Below are 14,552 nucleotides of genomic sequence, written 5' to 3' on the forward strand. Positions count from 1 at the left end.
ACAACGGCACATCACCCTCCCAGCGGAGTTCTCGATGCGCCGTGCCATTCTCCTCGCCAGCCTGTTCGCCACGTCGATGACGCCGATTGCAGCCACCGCCCAGCAGCAGGCGAGCGCGCCTGCCGCGCAGCCGCTCACCTATCCCCAGGCCGCGCGCGGCGACGTCGTGGAGGAGCAGTTCGGCGAGCGGATCGCCGATCCCTATCGCTGGCTGGAAGACGATGTGCGCAACGCTCCGGCTGTTCGTCAGTGGGTGACGGCCGAAAACGAGGTTACCGACGCCTATCTGGCGACGTTGCCCGGGCGCGACCTGTTCCGTCAGCGGATTACCCAGCTTTACGACTATGAGCGGTTCGGAACGCCCGAGAAGAAGGGCGGCAAATATTTCTACAGTCGCAACGACGGCTTGCAGAACCAGTCGGTGCTCTACGTCCGCGATACGCTGGACGGTGAGGGCCGGATCCTGATCGATCCGAACGGCTGGTCGCAGGACGGTGCGACCGCTCTTGCCGACGCGCAGCCGAGCGAGGACGGCACCCATGTCGCCTATGCCATCCAGGATGGCGGCAGCGACTGGCGGACCATCAAGGTCCTGGATGTGGCCACGGCCCGCCCGCTTGCCGACGAGATCAAGTGGGCCAAGTTTACGGGCCTCAGCTGGGCCAAGGATGGCAGCGGCTTTTATTATTCGCGTTTTCCGCAGCCGGCGGCCGGACAGGAGTTCCAGTCGCTGAACGAGAACCAGGCGATCTACTTCCACCGGGTCGGCACCACGCAGGACCAGGACGTGCAGGTCTACGCGACGCCCGATCGACCGCGGCTGGGCCATGGCGGGCAGGTGTCGGACGATGGCCGCTGGCTGGTCATCACCTCGTCGGAAGGCACCGATGACCGGTACGAGATTACGCTCGTCGACCTCACGCAGCCCGGCGCGCGTCCGCGCACGCTGATCCCCGGCCTCCAGAACAACTGGTCCTATGTCGGGAACGAGGGCAGCCGCTTTACCTTCGTGACCAACAAGGATGCGCCGCGGCTGCGCATCGTCACGCTCGACGTGGCCGAGGCCAACCCGCAGCCGGTCGAGATCGTCGCACAGGACGAAGCGGTGCTGGACGGGGCATCGATGGTCGGCGGGCAGATCATCACCACCTATCTGGTGGACGCCAAGACCGAGGTGCGCCGCTATTCCTCGCAGGGTCAGCTGGTCGGCCGCGTGGAGCTGCCGGGGATCGGTTCCGCCGGCGGGTTCGGCGGCGAGAATGATGATCCGGAGACCTTCTTCTCCTTCACCAGCTTCGCCACGCCGACGACCATCTATCGCTATGACGTCCGGACCGGTCAGGCGACCCCCTGGGCGCAGCCGCAGGTCGCCTTCAACCCCGACGACTATGAGGTATCGCAGCGCTTCTACCAATCGAAGGACGGCACCCGGGTGCCGATGTTCGTGGTGCATCGCCGCGGGGTCGACCTGTCGCGCGGCGCGCCGACGCTCCTCTACGGCTATGGCGGCTTCAATATTTCGATGCTTCCCGGCTTCTCGGCAACGCGTCTCGCGTGGCTGGAGCAGGGCGGAGTCCTGGCCGTCGCCAACCTTCGCGGTGGTGGTGAATATGGCAAGGCGTGGCACGACGCCGGCCGCCTCGCCAACAAGCAGAACGTCTTCGACGACTTCATCGCGGCGGGCGAGTATCTGGTGCGGGAAGGCATCACGTCGCCGCAGCAGCTCGCCATCCAGGGCGGATCGAACGGCGGATTGCTGGTGGGCGCGGTCGTCAACCAGCGGCCGGACCTGTTCGCGGCCGCGCTGCCCGCCGTCGGTGTGATGGACATGCTGCGCTTCAACCGCTTCACGGCCGGACGCTATTGGGTGGATGATTATGGCTATCCCGACCGGGAAGCCGACTTCCGGGTCCTGCGGAGCTATTCGCCCTATCACAACATCCGGTCGGGCGTGCAGTATCCGGCGATCCTCGTCACCACCGCCGACACCGACGACCGCGTGGTTCCCGGCCACAGCTTCAAGTACACGGCGGCGCTGCAGCATGCCGACATCGGCGATCGTCCGCACCTGATCCGCATCGAGACGCGGGCCGGTCACGGCGCAGGCAAGCCGACCGACAAGATCATCGAGGAAGCCGCCGATCTCTGGGCCTTTGCGGCCCGGTGGACCGGCATGGACGTGCGGCCCGTGGCTGGCGCAGCAACGGCGGCGTCGCCGGCAGACTGACCGCTGGCTGACAGGTCGGTTCAGCCTCGGGTCACCGGCGGATCCTTAACGTCTGCTGCTGATCTGCCTCGGAAATCGGGGTTTTTTGAGGATGGATGGCATGTTCAACACGATCCTTGCGTCTTCCGTTGTTGTTGCAACCGCTGCGCTTGCCGCGGCAACCGCGCCGACGGTGATCGACGCCACCACAGCGACGCGTGACGCCGCCGCGGCAACCACGGCGGCGGTCGATGCCGTGCGCGGGATCACCGCGCCGGTGGGATTGGCTCAGGATCGCGGCATCGATCCGGAAGATCCGCGTTTCGGCGACGCTGTGGGACAGGGCATCAACCGGATGACCGGCGCGATCGGCCGCGCCGTTCGCGGCGTCGAGAACTCGACTTGGTCGGCCACCAGCGAGGCCTGGACCGAGGACGAGGCGGTGGACCTTTGTGCGGTCTCCGCCCAGGAGGATGCCGCGCAACGCGCCCGGATCGTGTCGGTCGGCCATGTTGACCGGGTCGATGCGTTCGACGGCGGCTATGATGTCGCCGGCGTGGTGCTGGCCCGCGAGGATTTCCGCGACCGCCGGCCCGCCGAGTGGGCGTTCCGTTGCCGCATCGAGGACGGCCGCGTCGCCGATGTGGATTTCGGCGATCGACTCGCGCGCCGCTGAGGAGCCTGTCTTCCCCGGCGGCCAGCATCTGCTAAGGCCGCCGGGCATGAGCGATACCCACCCAGACACCGTCCTGATCGTCGACTTCGGCAGTCAGGTGACCCAGCTGATCGCACGGCGCGTTCGTGACGCCGGCGTTTATTCAGAAGTTGCCCCCTTCAATCGCGCGGCAGAAGCGCTGGAGCGATTGCAGCCCAAAGGCATCATCCTGTCCGGTGGGCCTGCGTCGGTGACCACGGCCGACTCGCCGGCCGCGCCGGACGCAATCTGGGACGCGGGCCTGCCGATCCTCGGCATCTGTTATGGCCAGCAATTGATGGCAAAGCATCTCGGCGGGCGTGTCGAGAATGGCGACCATGGCGAGTTCGGGCGGGCCTTCATCGAGATCGATGACAGATGCGCGCTGTTCGACGGCCTGTGGGAAGCCGGCGAGCGCCATCAGGTATGGATGAGCCACGGCGACAAGGTTGAGGCGCTGCCGCCCGGATTCCGGCCTGTCGCCTCCTCGCCGGGCGCGCCCTTTGCCGCGATCGCGAACGACGAGCGGCGCTTCTTCGGTGTTCAGTTCCACCCGGAGGTGGTTCATACCCCCGACGGCGGCAAGCTGATCGCCAACTTCGCGCGTCATGTCTGCGGGCTGGCCGGCGACTGGTCGATGGCGGAGTTCCGCGAGGCCAAGACGCGCGAGATCCGCGAGCAGGTTGGCGACGCGCGCGTGATCTGCGGGCTGTCCGGCGGCGTCGACTCGGCCGTGGCGGCGGTGCTGCTGCACGAGGCGATCGGTGACCAGCTTACCTGCGTGTTCGTGGATCACGGACTGTTGCGCGCCGGCGAGGCCGACCAAGTCGTCGGCCTGTTCCGCGGGCACTACAACATTCCGCTCGTCCATGTCCGGGCCGAGACGCTGTTCCTGAACGGGTTGGCCGGCGTCACCGACCCGGAAGCCAAGCGCAAGTTCATCGGCAGGACGTTCATCGACGTGTTCGAAGCCGAGGCGAAGAAGATCGGCGGCGCCGATCACCTGGCGCAAGGGACGCTCTATCCCGATGTCATCGAGAGCGTGAGCTTTACCGGCGGGCCGTCTGTCACGATCAAGAGCCACCACAATGTCGGCGGCCTGCCCGAGCGCATGAACATGAAGCTGGTCGAGCCGCTTCGCGAGCTGTTCAAGGACGAGGTGCGCGAATTGGGCCGCGAGCTCGGTCTGCCGGACGTCTTTGTCGGGCGGCATCCGTTCCCCGGACCGGGTCTGGCAATCCGTATCCCGGGCGAAGTGACGAAGGAACGCTGCGACATCCTTCGCAAGGCCGACGCGATCTATTTGGACGAGATCCGCTCGGCCGGGCTGTATGACGCGATCTGGCAAGCCTTCGCGGTTCTTCTTCCCGTCCGCACCGTTGGCGTGATGGGAGATGCGCGCACCTATGACTCAGTGCTGGCGCTGCGGGCCGTGACATCGACGGACGGCATGACCGCTGACATCTATCCTTTCGACGCAAGCTTCCTGTCCCGAGTCGCAACGCGGATCGTGAACGAAGTGCAGGGCGTCAACCGGGTGGTCTACGACTACACATCAAAGCCGCCCGGCACGATCGAGTGGGAGTAAGGGATACAAACGGCGGCAATAGCGTAGTATTTCGCGCTATGGGCCTTCTACTATCTGCCTTCTCTCGAGCAGCTCCTGCTGACTGTCTCCTTCTCATCACTCAGTTCACGAGAACTTCCGCTAACCCTCTGCGCTGGTCAACCGATCTCTGTACGTGGTAGTGCGTCGGCGCGGGAAAGCGAGCAGATAGGCGGGGTCGTTAGCTGCGAAGCGGTCAGTCTCGCGTCATCGGACCCAGCGCTTCGATGATCCGGCAGTCGGCAATGGTGCCGTGGCTGCATTGTTCGACGAGGTTGCCGAGCTCCCGTCGTAGCGCTCGCAGGTCGGCGATCTTGCGGTCGACCGCGGCGAGATGCTCGCGAGCCAAATTGTCGACGGCGCCGCAGGAGCGCGAGCGGTCATCCGACATCCCCAGCAGTTCGCGAATCTGCTCCAGCGTGAAGCCGAGGTCGCGGGCGCGACGAATGAAGCTGAGGCGACCGAGCTCGGTTTCGCTGTAGACCCGGTAGTTGCCTTCTGACCGTGCGGGCGCTCCGAGCAGGCCGATCCGCTCGTAGTAGCGGACCGTCTCGACCTTGGTGCCCGTCGCCATTGCAAGGCGCCCGATCGTCAATTTCGACATGCCTCTTGACCCTGTAGTTGCTACAGGGTGCATATGGGATGTCACGTCGAGATCTACGAGGTGACGGTCATGTCGGCTGCCTGTTGTGGCGCCCCATCCAAGACTGCTTTGGACGACCCCCGCTGGCGTCGCGCGCTCTGGATCGCGCTTGCCGTGAACGCCGCCATGTTCGCGGCCGAGATGGGCGCGGGCCTGATGGCCGACTCGCTTTCACTTCGCGCGGACGCGCTCGACTTCCTGGGCGACGCGGCGAACTATGCGATCAGCCTGGTCGTCGCCGGCGCCGTTTTGGCATGGCGCGCTCGCGCGGCCCTGCTCAAGGGCGCGACACTGGCGCTGTTCGGCGTGTGGATCATCGCCTCCGCCGTGGGGGCGGCCCTGGACGGAAGCGCGCCGCAGCCGCACACGATGGGCGTGGTGGGCGTTCTCGCTCTGCTCGCCAATGTGGGCGTCGCGATCATGCTCTATCGTTTCCGGACTGGCGACGCGAACATGCGATCCGTCTGGATCTGCTCGCGCAACGACGCGGTCGGCAACTTCGGCGTGGTCGCTGCCGCGTTGGGCGTCTTCGGGACGGGTTCCGCCTGGCCGGACCTTGGCGTGGCGATCGTCATGGCGGGGCTGTCGCTGTGGGGCGGCTTCCAGATCATCTCTCAAGCCCGAAGCGAACTTCGCACGGGTGCGGGCGACAACCATGCTCGCATCGTGGTAGGCGGTCGCTGATGTTTTCAGGTCCGCGGCGGTACAGCTTCAGGCGAGCGCTTCTTGCGCTGCTGATGCTGCTGCTCGTCGCCGCGCCGGCGGTCGATGCGTTCGCCTGCGGACCCGAACCGATCGCGGCAACGGCCTGCCAAGATTGTGATGCGGCGACTGCGCCTGCCGAGCAGCCTTCCGAGCGCAATCAGGAACCGCACGGCGCATGCCTGCACGGCCACTGTCATCATCCCCACACGGGTTTGCGGGACGAAGACCCCGCCTCGGATGTCGTCTTCGATCGCGATTTGCCGTTCGCCTGGACGAATGTGAACTCCGCGCTTGGGCTGCCCACCTCAGGCCCGGAACGCCCTCCTCGAAGCTGAGCGACGCCGCGCGCGTGCGCGGATTCTCTACGTCGTAAGTTTCTAGGAGATGCTCCGTGTCTGTCATCCGCGCCTTCGCGCGCACTTCGAGCGGCGTCGCCGCCGTGTCGCTGGTGGCGACCGCGGCGATGGCTGATCCGGCCCCTGATTTCTTCGCTCTGCTCGAGCAGTCGCGGTCCTCTCCGCGTGCGGCGGAGCAGGAAGCGACCGTGGCCGCGGCCGAGGCACGAGCGCGTCAGGCGGGCGTTCGCCCGAACCCTTCGCTGTCTCTGGAGGTCGAAAACTTTGCGGGGACTTCGCCGTACACCGGGCTCGACGCGCACGAGACGACGCTCGTTGTCGGGCAGACGCTCGAGCTCGGCGGCAAGCGCGAAGCCCGCGTCGCGGCCGCGCGCGCCGACGTCAGCGCCGCGCGTGCCCGGCAGGAACAGGTGCTGGTCCAATACGCGGCCGATCTGGCGGAGGCCTACGCGACCGCGGAGGCTGCCGTGGCGAGACGAGCGCTCGCGATCGAAGCCGTCGAGCTCGCCGAAGTCGATGCGCGAACTGCGCGTCTGCTGGTCGAGAACGGCCGAGAGGCGGAGTTGAGACGTGTTCAGGCGAATGCCGAGCTGGAGCGTGCGCGTGCAGGACTCGTGCAGGCCCAGGCCGAAGAAGCGGCCGCGTTCGCGCGGCTCACGGCGGCTGCAGGCTCGCCCGTAGCGTTCGACAGCCTTGCCGGATCGCTGCTTTCGCGTCCGTTGCTCGCAGTCACGGCGACGACGGACGCGCCGGCTGTGTCGACCGCGCGGGCGGAGCGTGCCGCGGCAGACGCTCGTGTCCGGTCGGAGGCGCGCCGCGCGATCCCGGATGTGACGCTATCTGGGGGCGTTCGGCGTTTCGGCGAGAGGGATGCGACCGCACTGGTCGCCGGCGTTTCGGTCTCCCTTCCGCTGTTCGATCGAAACCGGGGAGCCACCGAGGCCGCCCGCGCCGAGCTCCGCGCGGCCGAGGCGCGAGTGCTGCGCGCCCAAGCCGACGCGGAAGCGGAACGCCGGGCCGCCGGGGTCGAGCGTGACGCGGCCGATGCGCGTTTGCAGGCGACTTTGTCCGGCGAGCAGGCGGCGGCCGAGGCCTACCGCCTCGCCAGGATCGGCTACGAGGCCGGACGCCTGCCGCTGCTCGAACTCACCGCCGCCCGCCGCGCCCTTGTCGAGGCGCGAGGGTCCACCATCGACATTCGCCTCGCTCGCGTCCGCGCCGAGGCCGAAGCCGCCCGCCTGTCGGGCCGCATTCCATTCGGGTCCTGACCATCATGGCCATCAACAGGAAGTCTCTTCTCGCCGGTGCAGCGATCGTGGCCGCACTCGGCGTCGGTTTCAGCGCCGCTCGGCTGACCGAGCAATCGCCTGTCCGCGCGGAAGCGGAGGAACATGCGGAAGGCGAAGAGCACGCGGAGGAGAGTGCGGCGCCGGGTTTCGTTCAGCTCACTCCAACCGCGGCCGCGGCCGCGGGCGTGCAGCTGGCCTCCCTGGAGCGCGGCGGGGGTTCGGAACTCGTGCTTCCCGGCCGGGTCGCGTTCGCGCCGGGCGCTCAGAGCGTCGTCGGTGCGCCGCTTGGCGGCACGGTCAGCCAGGTGCACGTCGCCGCCGGCACGCGGGTCGGCCCCGGCGCGGCCCTGGCGACGGTCCGAAGCGCCGAGGGCGCGGTCACGCGGGCCTCGCTCGACTCCGCCCGCGCATCGGCCGAAGCGGCTCGGACAGTCGAAGCGCGCGAGCGCCGGCTGCTCGATGCCGGGGTCGTCGCCCGGCAGGATTGGGAGGCGGCGCGAGCGGCCTCGCTCCGGGCTCAGGCGGACGTTCGCGCCGCCCAGGCTCAGACGGCGGCGCTCGGGTCTCCCGGCTCCAACGGAATCGCCGTGATCCGTAGCCCGATCGGCGGCGTGGTGACGCGCGTGGCCGTCTCTCCAGGATCGGTGGTCGCCCAGGCTGGCGATGTCGCCGAAATCGCCAACACGGCGCGGGTCGAGCTGATCTTCGACGCACCGCCCGCCAGCCTCGGCCTCATCGTCGTTGGAGCACCGGTCCAGGCCCGCCAGCCGGACGGCGAGGTCATCAACGCTGTGATTACGGCCAGCGCGCCGGGGGCCGCTGGCGGCGGCGCCACGGTGCGGGCTCGACCCACGGGCCGCGTTCCACCTCCAGGCACGATCGTGTCGGCGCGCATTTCGGGAGGCGGCGGAGGTTTGCTGACCGTGCCGAGCGAGGCGGTGCAGACCATCGACGGTGTGCCTTCCGTGTTTGTCGCCGAGCCGAACGGCTTTCGGGCGCGACCCGTTGTCACCGGCCTCGTCGCCGCGGGTCGGACCGAGATCGTCCGAGGCCTGAGCGGGACCGAACGGGTCGCCGGTCAGGGTGCGTTTCTCCTCAAGGCCGAGCTCGCCAAGGGCGAGGCCGAGCACGGGCACTGACCGATGCTGAACCGTCTCATCGACTTGTCCGTCAGGGGCCGCTGGCTCGTGGTGCTGATTGCGCTGGTACTCGCGGGTTTCGGCCTGCGCGAGCTCACCAAGCTGCCGATCGACGCCGTGCCGGACATCACCAACCGTCAGGTGCAGGTCACCACGCTCTCGCCGGCGCTCGGGCCGGAGGAGGTCGAGCGCCAAGTGACGTTCCCGCTCGAGACGGCGCTCGCCGGCCTGCCGGGGCTGGTCGAGACCCGTTCGCTGTCTCGACACGGCTTCTCTCAGATTACGGCCGTGTTCACCGACGCGACCGACATCTACTTCGCGCGCAACCTCGTGAACGAACGGCTGCAGTCCGCCCGCGACGAGCTGCCGGACGGCCTCACGCCGTCCCTGGGCCCGGTCGTGACCGGTCTCGGAGAAGTTTACATCTGGACGGTCGAGTTCAGCGGCGCCGCGGCTCGGCCCGGCGTTCCCTACGTCACGCCCGAAGGCGAGCGGCTGGTGACCGAACTCGACAAGGCGACCTACCTGCGCACCGTCCAGGACTGGATCATCGCGCCCCAGCTTCGCACCTTGTCCGGAGTTGGCGGCGTCGACGTGCAGGGCGGTTTCATCAAGGAGTACGCGGTCCACCCCGATCCTGCGCGGCTCGCCGCCTATGGCGTCGGTCTTACCCAGCTGGTGGAGGCCCTGGAACACGCCAATCGCATCGCCGGCGCGGGCTATGTCAGCCGCGCGGGCGAGGCCTACGTCGTCCGAGCGGACGCGCGGGTCCGCACCCTGGCCGAGCTGGCGCAGACGCCCGTGGTGATGCGGGGCGGTCAAGTGGTGCGGGTCTCCGACGTCGCGACCGTGGAGACGGGCCGCGCCCCGCGCCTCGGCTCGGCGAGCGCGGACGGGGGCGAGGCGGTGGTCGGCACCGCGCTGATGCTGCAGGGCGAGAACAGCCGGGAGGTCGCCCAGCGCGTCGGCGAGCGGTTGCGCGAGCTCGGTCCCAGCCTCCCGCCAAACGTTGTGGTGCGTCCGGCGCTCGACCGCACGGAGCTCGTCGAGGCGACGATCCGGACCGTCGAGCACAATCTGGCGCTCGGCGCCCTGCTGGTCATCGCCGTGTTGTTCTTCGCGCTCGGCAACGTGCGCGCGGCGATCATCACCGCGTTGGTCATTCCGCTCTCGTTCCTGTTCGCCGCCTCGGCGATGAACCGGTTCGGGATCAGCGCCAACCTGCTCAGCCTGGGAGCGCTCGACTTCGGCCTCATCGTCGACGGCGCGGTGGTGGTGATCGAAAACACGCTGCGCCGGCTCGCGCTCAGGCGCGACGCGCTCGGCCGAGCGCTCGCGCCATCCGAGCGGCTCGGGGTCGCCGCGGACGCCGCCAAGGAGATGGCGCGGCCGGCCGCGTTCGGGCAGGCGATCATCCTCCTCGTCTACGCGCCGCTGCTCGCCTTCGAGGGCGTCGAGGGCAAGATGTTCGGCCCGATGGCGGCGACCGTCATGCTCGCGCTCGCGGGCGCCTTCGTCCTGTCCTTCACCTTCGTTCCCGCCATGGCCGCGCTGCTCGTGCGCGAGCCGAAGGCACATGGCGAGACGAAGCTCGCCGCGGCGGCGGCCCGGCGCTACGAGCCGCTCCTGCGCCGCGCCGTCACGAAGCCACGGACGGTCGCGATCGGGGCCGGCGGCGCGCTCGCGATCGGCCTCCTCGCGTTCCTCAGTCTCGGCCGCGAGTTCGTGCCGACGCTCGACGAAGGCGACGTCCTGGTCCAGGCGTTGCGGGTTCCGTCGACTTCCCTCCAGCAGAGCCAGGCCATGCAGTTCCGTGTCGAGCGGACGCTCATGGCCATACCCGAGGTCGAACGGGTGTTCACGCGCACGGGGACCGCGGAGGTGGCCTCGGATCCGATGCCGCCGTCGATCTCCGATACCTTCGTGATGCTGAAACCCCGAAGCGAGTGGCCCGACCCCAACCTGCCAAAGGCGGAGCTGGTCGAGCGGATGGAGCGCGATCTCGGCCGCCTCCTCGGCAACAACTACGAGTTCACGCAGCCCATACAGATGCGCTTCAACGAGCTCATCGCCGGTGTCCGGTCGGACGTCGCGGTGATGGTCTACGGTGACGACTTCGCCGGCATGAGCCGCACGGCGGAGCAGGTCGCTGACGTGCTCCGGGGGATCGACGGCGCGGCCGACGTGCGGGTCGAGCAGGTCTCCGGGCAGCCGACGATCACGGCCAGTGTCGATCGGACGGCGGCCGCCGCACAAGGCGTCCATGCCAGCGATGCCGCCGACGCCCTCGCGATCGCGCTCGGCGGTCGCGAGGCTGGTCACGTGCTCGAAGGCGACCGCCGGTTCGACGTCGTGGTCCGGCTCGCCGACGAGTTGCGCGACGATCCGGCGGTCATGGCGCAGCTCCCGGTCATGCCGGAGGGCGCCGAGCCTGGCGCTCCGACCGTGCCCCTATCGGCCGTCGCGCGCTTCGACACGGCCGAGGGCCCCAGCCAGATCAGTCGCGAGAATGGCAAGCGCCGGATCGTGGTCCAGGCGAACGTGCGCGGGCGCGATCTGGGCGGCTTCGTCGCCGAGGCGCGGGCCGAGGTCCAGCGCGAGGTGCGGCCGCCGACCGGTGGCTGGTTCGACTGGGGAGGCCAGTTCGAGAACCTGGAGCGCGCCAGCGCCCGGCTCGCGCTGATCGTGCCGCTCGTCTTCCTGCTGATCGGGATCCTCCTGTTCCTGGCCCTCGGCTCGGCGACGGAGGCCGCGCTGGTGTTCGCCGGCGTTCCGCTCGCTCTGGTCGGTGGCGCCCTCGCGCTCCTGCTGCGAGGCACGCCCTTCTCGATCTCGGCGGCGGTGGGCTTCATCGCCGTTTCGGGCGTCGCGACTTTGAACGGCTTGGTGCTGATGCAGAGCATCAAGCAGCGCGCCGCCGAGGGCGCCGCGCCGGTCGAGTCCGCGGTCGGCGGCGCGGTCAGCCGACTTCGAGCGGTGCTGACGACCGCTTTGGTGGCGGTGCTCGGCTTCGTGCCGATGGCGGCCGCGACCGGTGCGGGCGCGGAGGTGCAGAAGCCGCTCGCGACCGTGGTCATCGGCGGGCTGACCACGGCGACGCTGCTGACCCTGTTCGTCTTGCCCACCTTCGCCGCTCTCCTGCTCGCAAGGCGGAATGCCGTCGTCGGCGAAGAACACTCGACGGCGGCCGAACCACGGAAGGTCACCGCATGAGCGAGGAACAGCCTGCGGCCGATACGCCGCAGCAAAGGCGCACGCTCTGGATCGTCCTCGGCTTGAACATCGCCCTGACGGTTGGCTTCGCCGCCACCGGTTCGATCGCGGACTCGAGCGCGCTCATCGCCAATGCTCTCGACAACGCCTCGGACAGCCTCGTCTACGTGATCAGCCTGCTGGCCTTGACGCGGAGCGAGGCGTGGAAGCACGGCGCGGCGCGGGTTTCGGGCGTGCTTCTGCTGCTGTTCGCCGCGGGCGTGCTGTTCGACGCCGGCCGCCGCTACTTCCTGGGCAGCGAGCCGCTCGGCGCGGCCATGATCGGAATGGCCCTGGTCGGCGCGGCCGTGAACGCCCTCTGCGTCTGGCTCCTCAACCGGGTCAAGCAAGCCGACGTGAACATGCGAGCGGCGCAAACCTTCAGCTTCAATGACTTCGTGTCCAACGGTGGGATCGTCGTTGCCGGCGGGCTCGTCCTGTGGCTTGGACAGGCCTGGCCCGATCTGGTCGTCGGTGTCGCGGTTGCGGCGATCGCCATTAAAGGCGGCGTGAGCATTCTCCGCGATGTCAGGCGGGAAATCGACGAGGAAGAGCAAAGCTCCGCACAGGATGGAGATGGCTCAAGCCGGGGATAGGTCCACGTCCATTCGCATTTCGCTGCGTTGCGACAGAAGATCAACGCCGAAGCCAGTAGCCCCGGCAATCTTTCGGCGCGGCGCCGCTCAGCGAACGGGTGCGCGTGTATTTATCCCTGCTTCTGCGCTCGTCTCCGGCGGCGGAGGCGGCACGCCGCGGTCGCGGTATGACGGGAGGTCGGGCGCGCCTTCGGGTGTCGGATCGGCCTCGAGGCGCGCGATGTGCCGCTTCATCTCCTCGATCTCGCGGATCTGCGCGTCGATGATGCGGTCCGCGAGCAGCCGGACCTCAGGGTCGCGAATGTGCGCCCGCTCGCTGGTCATGATCGCGATCGAGTGGTGGGGGATCATCGCCTTCATGTACGAGACGTCCGCGACCGTCTCCTGCGAACGCACAAGCCACAGCGCCCCGGCGAACACCACTATCGAGCCGACGACGATGCCGACGTTTGCGCGTCGGTTCTTGTACATGCCCCACATGAACCCGATCATGATCAGCGCCATCGTCGCTCCCATGACCACAGCCATCCAGGTGCGGGTCTGGCTGTATTCGACGTGGCTCAGCGCATAGGTGTTCAGGTACATGAGGCCGAACATCACCACGGTCGACGTCGCGATCATCGCGGCGAAGCGGCCGTAGCCCATGCCGCCGGACATCTCGCCTTTCTTGTCGCTGCTTTCGCTTCCCGCGTGACTGTCGTGCCGCATTCTGACGACGCCTTGTCGTTGGCCTACGCGTATAAGCGTCGAACGAGGTCAGCGTTCCGGACTTGCCGCATCCGGTGGCGACTCGAAGGCGGTCAGTATGGGACATGGACCCGAACCTGAAGAGGCGCAGCGATCTGCGAGCCGGACGAGGGCGGCGCGGGCGGTTTGCAGTTCCGCGATCTTTGCATCCAGAGCGACGATCCGCTCGCGGGCGATCGCGTGCGCTCGCGGTCGATCGTCGGTCGCGTCGAGGGCGAGCAGGTCGCCGATCTCCTCAAGGGTGAACCCGGCGGTCTGCGCCGTCTTGATGAAGCGAAGGCGACGGACGTCGTCGTCGCCGTAGCGGCGTACGCCTCCGGCCAGCCCGGCGCCCATCGGGCGGTCCGGCTCGTTCATCAGCCCGCGGCGTTGATAGTAGCGCACGGTCTCGACGCCGACGCCGCCGGCTTGGGCGAGCTTCGCGATGGTCAATACGGACATGGCTTGACTCCGTATCATGGTACGGACCCTATATGCATCGGGGTACGAAGCACGACAAGAAGGCCACGCTTATGAGCGCCCCCGTAAAGACCGCCGAACTGCATCGAATGGTGATGCCGAGCCATACCTGCCCGTACGGGCTGAAGGCGCTCGACCTGCTGAAGCGCCAAGGGTTCAAGGTCGAGGACCACTGGCTGCGCACGCGGGCCGAGACGGACGCGTTCAAGGCCGAGCACGACGTGAAGACGACGCCGCAGGTGTTCATCGGCGGCCAGCGGATCGGCGGCTTTGACGACCTGCGGCGCTACTTCGGCAAGCGCGTCGCCGAGCCGGGGGCGACGAGCTATCGGCCGGTCATCGCGCTCTTCGCCATGACGGCGCTCATGGCGCTCGCTGCGAGCCAGGCCGTGCTCGGCTCGCCCTTCACCGTTCGCGCGGCCGAATGGTTCATCGGCTTCAGCATGTGCGTGCTCGCGCTCCTGAAGCTGCAGGACGTCGAGAAGTTCTCGAGCATGTTCCTGAACTATGACCTGCTGGCCAAGCGCTGGGTTCCGTACTCCTACGTCTATCCGTTCGCCGAAGGCCTCGCTGGCGTGCTCATGGTCGCAGGCGTGCTGACCTGGCTTTCCGCTCCGGTCGCGCTGTTCATCGGGTCGGTGGGCGCCGTTTCTGTGTTCAAGGCCGTCTACGTGGACAGACGCGAGCTCAAGTGCGCGTGCGTCGGCGGGTCGAGCAACGTGCCCTTGGGCTTCGTGTCCTTGACCGAGAACCTCATGATGGTCGGGATGGCGGTCTGGATGCTCCTCGGTCCGACCGCGTCGCACCAGATGTTGCCTTGATGGCAATGGGTTGTTCCATGTCGGCCCGGTCGCTACATC

The 14,552-nt window shown here is 68.1% G+C and carries 13 protein-coding genes; 10 read left to right on the forward strand and 3 right to left on the reverse strand.

Going from position 1 to position 14,552, the window contains the following annotated elements:
* Nucleotides 1-34: 34 nt before the first annotated feature.
* The 3 genes from GGR88_RS00340 (at nucleotide 35) to guaA (ending at nucleotide 4,488) form a co-directional block, all read left to right on the forward strand.
* The gene (locus tag GGR88_RS00340) at nucleotides 35-2,227 is read left to right on the forward strand and encodes a prolyl oligopeptidase family serine peptidase (protein WP_167951871.1); all 2,193 of its coding nucleotides are present in this window, start codon (nucleotides 35-37) and stop codon (nucleotides 2,225-2,227) included.
* Between the two features lie 100 nt (nucleotides 2,228-2,327).
* Nucleotides 2,328-2,882: a hypothetical protein gene (locus GGR88_RS00345; RefSeq protein ID WP_167951873.1), complete on the forward strand. Its 555-nt coding sequence runs from the start codon at nucleotides 2,328-2,330 to the stop codon at nucleotides 2,880-2,882.
* 46 nt (nucleotides 2,883-2,928) lie between these two features.
* On the forward strand, nucleotides 2,929-4,488 hold the full coding sequence (guaA, locus tag GGR88_RS00350) for a glutamine-hydrolyzing GMP synthase (protein WP_167951877.1): 1,560 nt from the start codon (nucleotides 2,929-2,931) through the stop codon (nucleotides 4,486-4,488).
* 214 nt (nucleotides 4,489-4,702) lie between these two features.
* On the opposite strand, the gene GGR88_RS00355 is transcribed toward guaA, so the two are convergent.
* Entirely contained in the window at nucleotides 4,703-5,110 is a 408-nt protein-coding gene (locus GGR88_RS00355; RefSeq protein ID WP_167951879.1) for a MerR family transcriptional regulator, read from the reverse strand.
* Nucleotides 5,111-5,179: 69 nt separating this feature from the next.
* Between GGR88_RS00355 and GGR88_RS00360 the strand changes: the two genes are divergently transcribed.
* From GGR88_RS00360 to GGR88_RS00385, 6 genes are all read left to right on the forward strand, one after another.
* A complete protein-coding gene (locus GGR88_RS00360; RefSeq protein WP_167954242.1) occupies nucleotides 5,180-5,833 on the forward strand; it encodes a cation efflux transmembrane domain-containing protein in 654 nt (217 codons plus the stop codon).
* Nucleotides 5,834-5,886: 53 nt separating this feature from the next.
* On the forward strand, nucleotides 5,887-6,189 hold the full coding sequence (locus GGR88_RS00365) for a hypothetical protein (RefSeq protein WP_167951881.1): 303 nt from the start codon (nucleotides 5,887-5,889) through the stop codon (nucleotides 6,187-6,189).
* A gap of 113 nt (nucleotides 6,190-6,302) precedes the next feature.
* Nucleotides 6,303-7,478, forward strand: coding sequence for a TolC family protein (locus GGR88_RS00370; RefSeq protein WP_342449677.1), 1,176 nt, complete (start codon nucleotides 6,303-6,305; stop codon nucleotides 7,476-7,478).
* Nucleotides 7,479-7,525: 47 nt separating this feature from the next.
* Complete coding sequence (locus GGR88_RS00375) at nucleotides 7,526-8,638, forward strand: efflux RND transporter periplasmic adaptor subunit (RefSeq protein ID WP_342449678.1); 1,113 nt, start codon at nucleotides 7,526-7,528, stop codon at nucleotides 8,636-8,638.
* Between the two features lie 3 nt (nucleotides 8,639-8,641).
* Entirely contained in the window at nucleotides 8,642-11,851 is a 3,210-nt protein-coding gene (locus GGR88_RS00380; RefSeq protein WP_167951885.1) for an efflux RND transporter permease subunit, read from the forward strand.
* The gene (locus tag GGR88_RS00385; RefSeq protein WP_167951887.1) at nucleotides 11,848-12,486 is read left to right on the forward strand and encodes a cation efflux transmembrane domain-containing protein; all 639 of its coding nucleotides are present in this window, start codon (nucleotides 11,848-11,850) and stop codon (nucleotides 12,484-12,486) included. Before GGR88_RS00380 ends, GGR88_RS00385 begins: the two co-directional genes overlap by 4 nt.
* Nucleotides 12,487-12,573: 87 nt before the next feature.
* Here the strand turns inward: GGR88_RS00385 and GGR88_RS00390 are convergent, their stop codons facing one another.
* Together GGR88_RS00390 and GGR88_RS00395 are read right to left on the reverse strand one after the other, a co-directional pair.
* Entirely contained in the window at nucleotides 12,574-13,194 is a 621-nt protein-coding gene (locus GGR88_RS00390) for a DUF305 domain-containing protein (RefSeq protein WP_425338456.1), read from the reverse strand.
* Nucleotides 13,195-13,242: 48 nt separating this feature from the next.
* The gene (locus GGR88_RS00395) at nucleotides 13,243-13,674 is read right to left on the reverse strand and encodes a MerR family transcriptional regulator (protein WP_167951889.1); all 432 of its coding nucleotides are present in this window, start codon (nucleotides 13,672-13,674) and stop codon (nucleotides 13,243-13,245) included.
* 71 nt (nucleotides 13,675-13,745) lie between these two features.
* On the opposite strand from GGR88_RS00395, the gene GGR88_RS00400 reads away from it, so the two are divergent.
* Nucleotides 13,746-14,513 carry a glutaredoxin family protein gene (locus tag GGR88_RS00400; protein WP_280742263.1) on the forward strand — a complete coding sequence of 256 codons (768 nt, stop codon included), beginning with the start codon at nucleotides 13,746-13,748 and terminating at the stop codon, nucleotides 14,511-14,513.
* The last annotated feature ends 39 nt before the right edge of the window (nucleotides 14,514-14,552 follow it).

It is taken from the genome of Sphingomonas jejuensis (assembly GCF_011927695.1).
GTDB classification, from domain to species: Bacteria; Pseudomonadota; Alphaproteobacteria; order Sphingomonadales; family Sphingomonadaceae; genus Sphingomonas_K; species Sphingomonas_K jejuensis.

Bases quoted from the DNA above. Each gene is read 5' to 3' on its own strand.
- GGR88_RS00340 (WP_167951871.1), top strand. From the start codon at position 35: ATGCGCCGTGCCATTCTCCTCGCCAGCCTGTTCGCCACGTCGATGACG.
- GGR88_RS00345 (WP_167951873.1), top strand. From the start codon at position 2,328: ATGTTCAACACGATCCTTGCGTCTTCCGTTGTTGTTGCAACCGCTGCG.
- guaA (WP_167951877.1), top strand. From the start codon at position 2,929: ATGAGCGATACCCACCCAGACACCGTCCTGATCGTCGACTTCGGCAGT.
- GGR88_RS00355 (WP_167951879.1), bottom strand. From the start codon at position 5,110: ATGTCGAAATTGACGATCGGGCGCCTTGCAATGGCGACGGGCACCAAG.
- GGR88_RS00360 (WP_167954242.1), top strand. From the start codon at position 5,180: ATGTCGGCTGCCTGTTGTGGCGCCCCATCCAAGACTGCTTTGGACGAC.
- GGR88_RS00365 (WP_167951881.1), top strand. From the start codon at position 5,887: ATGCTGCTGCTCGTCGCCGCGCCGGCGGTCGATGCGTTCGCCTGCGGA.
- GGR88_RS00380 (WP_167951885.1), top strand. From the start codon at position 8,642: ATGCTGAACCGTCTCATCGACTTGTCCGTCAGGGGCCGCTGGCTCGTG.
- GGR88_RS00385 (WP_167951887.1), top strand. From the start codon at position 11,848: ATGAGCGAGGAACAGCCTGCGGCCGATACGCCGCAGCAAAGGCGCACG.
- GGR88_RS00390 (WP_425338456.1), bottom strand. From the start codon at position 13,194: ATGCGGCACGACAGTCACGCGGGAAGCGAAAGCAGCGACAAGAAAGGC.
- GGR88_RS00395 (WP_167951889.1), bottom strand. From the start codon at position 13,674: ATGTCCGTATTGACCATCGCGAAGCTCGCCCAAGCCGGCGGCGTCGGC.
- GGR88_RS00400 (WP_280742263.1), top strand. From the start codon at position 13,746: ATGAGCGCCCCCGTAAAGACCGCCGAACTGCATCGAATGGTGATGCCG.